General features: G+C 63.2%; 7 protein-coding genes. 5 read left to right on the plus strand and 2 right to left on the minus strand.

Going from position 1 to position 8,007, the window contains the following annotated elements:
- Nucleotides 1–242: 242 nt before the first annotated feature.
- Entirely contained in the window at nt 243–2,168 is a 1,926-nt protein-coding gene (locus tag ACW73L_RS21630) for a PQQ-dependent sugar dehydrogenase (protein ID WP_498924614.1), read from the plus strand.
- A gap of 201 nt (nt 2,169–2,369) precedes the next feature.
- A complete protein-coding gene (locus ACW73L_RS21635; RefSeq protein WP_498924615.1) occupies nt 2,370–3,653 on the plus strand; it encodes an MFS transporter in 1,284 nt (427 codons plus the stop codon).
- 30 nt (nt 3,654–3,683) lie between these two features.
- Here ACW73L_RS21635 and ACW73L_RS21640 read toward each other — a convergent pair whose 3' ends face one another.
- On the minus strand, nt 3,684–5,060 hold the full coding sequence (locus ACW73L_RS21640) for a porin (protein WP_498924616.1): 1,377 nt from the start codon (nt 5,058–5,060) through the stop codon (nt 3,684–3,686).
- 82 nt (nt 5,061–5,142) lie between these two features.
- Nucleotides 5,143–5,691 carry a formaldehyde-activating enzyme gene (fae, locus tag ACW73L_RS21645; protein WP_498924617.1) on the minus strand — a complete coding sequence of 183 codons (549 nt, stop codon included), beginning with the start codon at nt 5,689–5,691 and terminating at the stop codon, nt 5,143–5,145.
- A gap of 179 nt (nt 5,692–5,870) precedes the next feature.
- Between fae and ACW73L_RS21650 the strand changes: the two genes are divergently transcribed.
- The 3 genes from ACW73L_RS21650 (at nt 5,871) to ACW73L_RS21660 (ending at nt 7,405) form a co-directional block, all read left to right on the plus strand.
- Nucleotides 5,871–6,083: a hypothetical protein gene (locus ACW73L_RS21650; protein WP_498924618.1), complete on the plus strand. Its 213-nt coding sequence runs from the start codon at nt 5,871–5,873 to the stop codon at nt 6,081–6,083.
- A gap of 76 nt (nt 6,084–6,159) precedes the next feature.
- On the plus strand, nt 6,160–6,909 hold the full coding sequence (locus ACW73L_RS21655; protein WP_498924619.1) for a DUF8201 family protein: 750 nt from the start codon (nt 6,160–6,162) through the stop codon (nt 6,907–6,909).
- Nucleotides 6,806–7,405, plus strand: coding sequence for a DUF8201 family protein (locus ACW73L_RS21660; protein WP_498924620.1), 600 nt, complete (start codon nt 6,806–6,808; stop codon nt 7,403–7,405). The genes ACW73L_RS21655 and ACW73L_RS21660 overlap by 104 nt, the downstream gene beginning before the upstream one ends.
- Nucleotides 7,406–8,007 lie beyond the last annotated feature (602 nt).

An 8,007-nucleotide genomic window follows, 5' to 3' on the forward strand; every position in this document is an offset into this window, starting at 1 on the left:
AGACAACGGGGGGTTGCCTTATGTTCGAAGTCATGCGCAGGTGGCTGCGTCCTAATCTACTCATAGCCTTTGTGGCATCGCTGCCCTTGGCTGTTTCCGGAGCGCCGCCGGCCGCATCCGTCTTAGTCCCGCTCGAGGTTCCGGCGGAATATGCTACGCCGCCGTTCGACGTGCCCCGGTCTCTGAGCGTGCCACCTAACTTTCGCATCAGCCTGCTCGCGCGCGTTGGTGGTGCGCGTTTCATGGCAGTCGCGCCCAACGGTGACTTATTTGTCTCGCGTCCCGGGCTGGGTACGGTCACCCGCGTTTCGACTAATCCCGATGGAACGGTTGCCGTGTCGAACTACGCCTCGGGGCTGCGCCGACCTCACGATATCGTGTTTCACACGATCGGCACGGAGACCTTCGTCTACGTTGCCGAGTCGCACCAGATTACACGCTTCGGGTATGTCAGCGGCGATGCCACCGCCGGAACGGGGCAGGTGGTCGTGGCGAATCTGCCGGATTCGAGCAGTCCCGAACTCAATGGCGCCTATGGGCATCAACTGAAGAACATCGCGATCGACCGTGCCCACAATCTGTACGTGTCGATTGCCTCGGTGACCAATGCCTCGGCATCGGACGCTTACAGCGATCCGGTTCGCTGTGCGATTTACCGCTACGACTACCGTGCTGAAGCACCGGCCGATACCCCGTACGGGCCCGGCCAACTGCTGGCGCGCGGCCTGCGGAATGCCGAAGGTCTGGCGTTCGTGCCCGGGACCGACGACCTATGGGTGGTCGTGAACAACCGCGACAATATCCCCTATCCCCATCACGGCGACATAACCGGCGATGGGGTCGACGACTATGGTCGTGTGATTCAGTCCTATGTCGATGACCATCCACCGGACGAATTTATTCATATTCGCGAGGGCGCCAATTATGGGTGGCCCTTTGCGAACCCGAATCCGGACACGGCAGCGGGACTGGATGACATGCCCTTCGATCCGGACTACAACAACAATCGGGATTGGAGCATCTTTCCCGAGGCCGTGTTCACCCGCGTCGACAAGGGCATTCCCGCCCATTCGGCGCCACTCGGTCTGTCCTTTCTGCAGGGCAGCAGCCTGCCCTCTGAATATCGCGATGGTGCCGTAGTCGCCTTGCGGGGATCATGGAACCGTACCCTGAAGACCGGCTACAAGGTCATCTATTTCCCGTGGGATAGCATTACCGGCAAGCCGGGGCAGCAGATTGATCTCGTAAAGGGGTGGCTCGACGACACCACCCAGGTTACCTGGGGCCGACCGGTGGACGTGATACCGGACCTGTCGGGTAATCTGTTGATCTCGGACGCGACGGCCGGCGCCATTTACAAGCTCACTTACGTGCCGGAGCCGCCTCCTCCACCGCCGCCCCCGCCCCCGCCGCCGGAGGACGAGGAATTCACCGTTCGGAGTTTCAGTCTGGTCGACAGCCTGGTGGGGCTCGATCTGCCGGGCTACGAGGCGATTCCCGGCGGGACGCTGACCATTGATCAGGCCCAGTTGCCGCTCCTGTACGCCCTTCGGGCGAACACCGGCAGCGCGGTGCGCAGCGTCGTCTTTTCCTTTAACGACAACGCGGCCTACCGTACCGAGAGTATCCGGCCGTACTGTATCGCGGGGGATGTTCGGCGGATATGCCATCCGTGGCGAGACGGCATGCAGCTTGGCACGCACGTCGTTACTGCCACCCCTTACCGTCTCGCCGGAGGGCTTGGCGAAGCGGGACGGCCCGTCACGCTGACGGTACAGGTGGTCGCAACCCAAGCCTTGGGCGATGTGGCGAGCTTCGCATTATTCGACGTCCGCACCGGTCTCGACGTGCCGGGGTATGACGCCATCACGTCCCCGGAAGTCACTGTAGCGCGCGCCGCATTGCCTGAGCGCTATAGCCTGCGGGCCAATATCCAGGGCGAGGTAGGCAGCCTTTTGTACTCGTACAGCCTCTGGCCGAATTATCAGGTCGAGAATCGCGCTCCATACTGTATCCGGCGCCTTGACACGTCAGCCGGGGCGCCCTGCAGCGCCTGGTGGCGGGGCATGGAACGTGGTACCCACACGGTGACCGCGACACCCTACCGTGAGCCCAACGCCAGGGGTCTTGCCGGCCCTGGGCACCGTTTGATACTGCATGTGCAGTGAGTCGCCCCGAGGATTCTCGCGGCGCAGTCACTCCGGCAAGTAGCAAGTCAGGTCGGGGGGGCGCGGGTTAAACTGATGACCTCGTCCCCCGAGGCAGGATCCAGCCGGGGCTTCCGGTTGGGAATTCGCTTCGGGGCCAGGGCTGTTGCGATGCGTCCGCCGGCGCGTCGCCCGCCCGCCCATCCTTGCCCTACTCGCTCCATGACCGGAATCCCTCCGGCCGCGTCCAGCGCGGCCCCATCGGCGCCGCTGCTGCGCATCATCCTTGCCGGCCTGATCGGCAACGTGATGGAGTGGTATGACTTTGCCGTCTATGGCTACTTCGCGACGGTTATCGGGAAGCTGTTCTTCCCCGCCGAGAGTCCCTCGGTCTCGCTGATCGCCTCGTTCGGGGCCTTCGCCGCCGGGTTTCTCGTGCGTCCCCTGGGCGGACTGTTGTTCGGGCGTATCGGCGACCGGGTCGGCCGCCAGCGCGCGTTGATGCTGTCGGTCATGGCCATGGCCTGCCCGACGGTATTGATGGCACTGTTGCCCACCTATGCCGATATCGGGATCGCCGCACCGGTCGCGATCGTCGCACTGCGTATCGTCCAGGGGCTGTCTGTCGGGGGCGAATATACGAGTTCCCTGATCTTCCTGGTGGAACATGCCCCGCACAATCGGCGCGCCCTGACGGCAGTCTGGGGCAGTTGGGGCGCGTCGGCCGGCATACTGCTCGGGTCCGGAGTCGGTGCCGTGGTGACTGGCATGCTCGATGAGGCGCAACTTAGCGCGTGGGGCTGGCGTGTGCCCTTCGCGCTGGGCGGGTTGGTCGCATTGATGGGCTTCTGGCTCCGCGCCGGATTGCATGCGCCGGTCCTCGCGGGTCACTCGCCGTCGCCCGTCCGGGACGTCTTCGGGCGCTATCGCTGGCCGGTCGTTCGGACCGCGTTGCTGAATGTCGGCGCCGGCGTCGGCTTTTATGCCGCCTTCGTCTACGCGGTGACCTACATCCGCGACATCGACCGCGTGCCGGAAGGGCTGGCGCTTCGACTGAACTCGGCGGCAATGGCCCTGATGCTGTTGGTGTTGCCATTCGCCGCGTGGCTGTCGGACCGTTATGGTCGACGACCGGTCATGATCGTGGCGTTGGGTTTGCTGGCCAGCGCTTCCATTCCGCTATTCCACCTGATCCATAGCCCCGTAGAGTGGCACATCGCCCTGGGTGAGGCCGGCTTCGCGGTCATCATGGGGCTGGTCAGCGGCGGGACCGTGGCTGCGAATGTCGAGTTGATACCGGCGCCGGTGCGCTGTACCGGTCTGGCGTTCGCGTACAACGCCTCCATCGGGTACTTCGGCGGCAGCACTCCGCTGATTGCGGCTGCCCTGATCGTCGGCACCGGAAATCCGGTCAGCCCGGCCTACTGGATCGCCGCGGCGGCTACGGTGTCGCTGTTGACTGCGGTGTTTCTGGTCCGGGAGACGCGCTTCGAGCCGCTCGCATGATGCGTTGGCTGGGTGATCCGCCCGCCCTGTTCAGAAGTTCACGATGACATCGGTGGCAACGAGCACCTGGCTGGAAGCCGTGCCCGCCTGGTTCGTCGGATCGTAACCGAAGGCGTTTATGTCGGCGGACTTGTCGAAGCGGACACTGGGCCGAATCGCCACCCACGGCAACGGACGCCATTTGAGACCTGCGGTGACCGCGTAATAGCTGTTTCCCGCCCCATTGGGGATTCCCGCCAGAGGATTCGGACAGACGGTTACGGTCGGCCCGGGGTCCTGGCAAACACGGAATCCGTTCTGGTCCCTGAACCATTCCGCGCGAATACCGACAGAGAGACGGTCGCTCCAGTCGTAGAACAGATACTGGTTGACGCCATACCAGGTGGCATTGCGCAGCGCATTCTGTTGGTCAAGGACGGCGCGGTCGGCGAATCCCCGGTCGTGTTGCAGCACGTAATGCCAGTTCTCGCCGAAATCCTGTTGCAGGATCAGGCTGATCAAACCCCAGTCATTCCGATTCTCCGCCGAAGTGGGTCCGATGGTGCCCTTGGCCGAGACCTGGGTGGCCTGGTCGTCGCTGGTGTACTGGACGCCGCCCATGAAAGACCACGCATTCAGGCCTGAATTGAAGTCACCATCCCAGCCGCCCCCGCTCAGGCAGGGGCCCGCACGGACCGGCTCGCCGGAGGGCGAGCGGCGCCAGGTGCAACCGTTCGCGGCGTTGCCGGTCGCGCTGCCGGCGCCCAGGCCGATGTTCCGCGTCACGGGATAGCGGACCAGCAGTCCGGTGTGAGTGAAGGGTTCCCCGTATTGCATCGTGTAGGCATGGGAATAGAAGAAGTTGTCCGGTGCCTTGACGGCCTCGTACCCAAAAGGTGTGTAGAAATGGCCGAGGCGCATTTCCAGGCCGTTGCCAACCGGCGCATTGATCGTCAGGTAGACCTGGGGGACTGCGGCGGAATAGAAGCGGATGCTGCAGTCGGTATTCTTGTCGTTACAGCCTTTGGCCAGATAGTAATCCCACGTCCCGAACGGGGAGCCGTAGGTTTGGGTGTAGATGGCATCGGTGCCGTAGAGGAAATCGGCGCGCCCGCCAAAGTCCCAGTGGTCGCCCTGGACCTGAATTGCCCGTTCGAGGAAGAAGTAAAGCTGATTGAGCATCGGCTCGCCGTTGCGCGAGCCGAAGGTAACCGGGCCGTTGAAGTTGTTCGAAGGAGAGAGGTTATTGACGGTGATGCCGCCGCTGATCCAGCCGCCGAAGGTCAGCCCCCGGGACGACAGCGACGTCCACTCGGTGGGGTGCAGTCCGAGCAGGGGCAGGAGACCCGTCGGGTCGCTGGCGTTGGCCGGAAGCTGCGAACAGGCTGCGGCGATCGCGATTGATGTCAGCCAGCCCGCGTGCCGCATCTGCCTGAATGCCGTGGTCGCAGCGCCATGGGGACCCGCAGCCTGGCCGGCACGGGCGATGGCGGCCCGGCGCAGGGTGCTGCTAGATCTTGCCGTCCAGCCCCATCTGAAAATATTTGTGGGTGATGTTTTCCTGGTTTTCCAGCAGCCAGTCTATGGTCGGCTCATTGCGCAGGGCCTTCCGCAAAGCCTTCGACATGGCTTCACGGTGGATGTCGAACAGGATTTTGTGGTCGAGTTTGTCGTCGGTGATCACGCTGGGATTCAACCAAACGGACACGATGATGCCGAGTTCGTCGACCTGGTCCTTGGGAATGTCGCCGCTCCGCACGGCGTCGAGGACGCCGTTGGCTATCGCGGCCTGAACCGTTCCCATCAGGATGTTGGTGTAGCGGCTGTTCTTGACAGTGACCTTGCTGACCATCAGGGTCACAGGCCGAACCTGTATGTCAGTGTTCAGAATCGCGAACACTCGGGTATGCCCCTGGACCTGATCGCCGGTCAGTGTCGCGATTGCCGTCCCGACGGGGCCGTCGAGCGCGCCGATGATGACTTCCGGCTCGGCCGCCGTACCCGGCGGGCCGCCGGCAACGAGCGCTTCCCCGGTGCGCATGATAATTCGCTGGCTCATCTCTTATGGCTCCTTGGTAACGAGGACTGTCACTCCGATGGTAACACGGCCGTAGCAGCGCTCCGGTGGGCTATCCCCGGGGCGCTTCTGTCAGTGGTTACGTCGCCAGCCGAGCACGAGGACAGGCCTACAGTCGCTCGCCACGATGACCGCCTTTTCGACCTGCCTTCTCGGTTTTCATGGTGACCATTGCCTTCGGGTCGGCGAGCGTCGGCTCGATCGACTCCTCTGCCGATGACCCCGCTTCGGCCGTGCCGCTGTCGGTTCTTCCGCTGATTCGCCTGGTCGAGATTGCCGTCCTCACCGTTTATCTATCGCTTCTATCGCTTGCGATGCCGATCGGCCTGATCGCGAATGCCATCGTCGCCGTGGTGGCGATCGTCTTGCTGTGAATCCGCCGACATCGTCTGGACTTGTTTGCGTCGGAACTAGGCGGGAGGCATCGCCGATGGCAGCTTGGAGCTGGCGGTGGCGGCGTGGGTATTCCTGGTGCTGCTCATCAAGAGTCCGATCGTCGTGGACGGTACCTTGACCCGGGTCTTCCACTCCGACACTGCCTATTCCCACGCGCCCTCGATTCGCTGGATCAGCGAGTATGGCGTCGTGCCCGGTCTGGGCAACCTGCTGGCTCCGCTCGCGGTCGACTGTTTGTGGTTCCAGCCAGCGGCGCTCTTCGGTTTCTCGTTCCTGTTCCCGCATCGGTTGCACGCGCTGATGGGATTCGCCGTGTTCTGGGCCTCCTGCTTTGCGTTCGGCGGAGTACGTGATTGGGTCGGGGGCGGGGCAGGGCGGACACCGAGCAATCTGTTCCAGGCGTTGGTGATGCTGCCGTTGCTGGAACTCGGGAAGTACATCATCTCGGACTCGGGCGATGAGCCCTCGGCCGGCTTCGTTCTGGTCACGCTGGCACTGGGTTGCCGCTATATCGAGCGGCAGTGCGACGTGCGGGGGACTCGCGGGCTCTTCATGGCGACTGCGATCCTAGCCCTGTTCTCGGTCGGCTTGAAATGGAGTGTGTCGCCCCTGCAGTTGCTGGCGGTGGCTTTCATCCTGCAACGCGCTCAGGCCGCCGGGCGAGGGGTTGTTGGCCTCCGTGGCGGCACTCGGGGTTGTCATGCTGGCCCCGAAGCTGATCCGAAGCGTCATCCTGTCCGGTTATCTCGTCTATCCGTTTCGGGGCCTCGATTGGTTCGTTGTCCACTGGAAGGTGCCGCATGAGGTCGTCGCGTTCGAGAAGGCGTCCGTGGAATCGATGGCACGCATCCGTTTCGATCGGCCAGGGGCACTGATCGCGGGTGGCTTCAGCAACTGGTTCGCCGATTGGGTGCCGCGATTCTTCTCGGCGCCGGCCTGGGCATTCACGGTCAGCGCGTTCCTGATGGTCCCACTGATGCGGCGCCGAAGCGCGCTGGAATTCGTCCGTAACTATTGGGTTGCGTTTACGGTCGTGCTCCTGGCGTTGGTTTACTGGTTCGTGACAGCCCCTCACGTGCGTTTTGCCTATGGGTTTCTTTCGGCCGCCTGTGTTTTGGGGCTGCTGGCCGCCGGCCGCGGTCTGCCTCGTCTCACCCCTGCGGCGCCTGCCGGCTTGGTCCAATGTGAGGCCGGCAATCAGGCACGGCGGTGGGCACTCGTCGGTGGCTTGGGGATCATGGCCGCGGCTGCCCTGTTAGTCTCTACGCCCCGACCGTTCCCGGGGCGATGCCCTACGTAGCGGCCGAGCGGTTTCTGACTTCTACCTAAACCGGATCGACCGGATGCGGAGAGGCAAACTGGCCCGAGCCGCTCTCGTGTATCAGACGCCGTATCCGAGCGTCGAGACCTTGCTATTCCCTTTGGGCGGCCTCCAGATCTACCGCCCAACGACAGGGCAGCACTGTTGGGATGCACCGCTCCCGTGCACCCCTTATCTTTATCGACGGATCGAAGCCGCGCGTGGTCCAGAACTCGCGGCAGGATTTCGTGTGGTGCCGGGTTCCTTGGGCGACTTTGATGGCAGTCGCCTGGCGAGAGAGTGTGAGGCGCAGCAGGCTGGCCGCAAGGCAAGCGGGAAATAGCGTCTGCACACAGCCGGGATGTCGGTGATGGCACGCTGGACCGGCTTTTGCCAGGAGTTGCCGTACTGTAAGGGGGTAGCCTTGCTAAGTCATTGGCGCGACGCGGTTACGCAGCAGTCAATAGACCTCGTGTTCGTCTGACGCGGGCTTTTTTGATTGGGGTGTTGACACCTTATGTTGAGTTCTGGATAATGCGCGGCTCGTCTGGTGCTGAGTGATTTGGGCTTTTGGTCTGGGGGCTTGGTGGCGGGTCGAGAGG

This window comes from Methylolobus aquaticus (assembly GCF_054172105.1).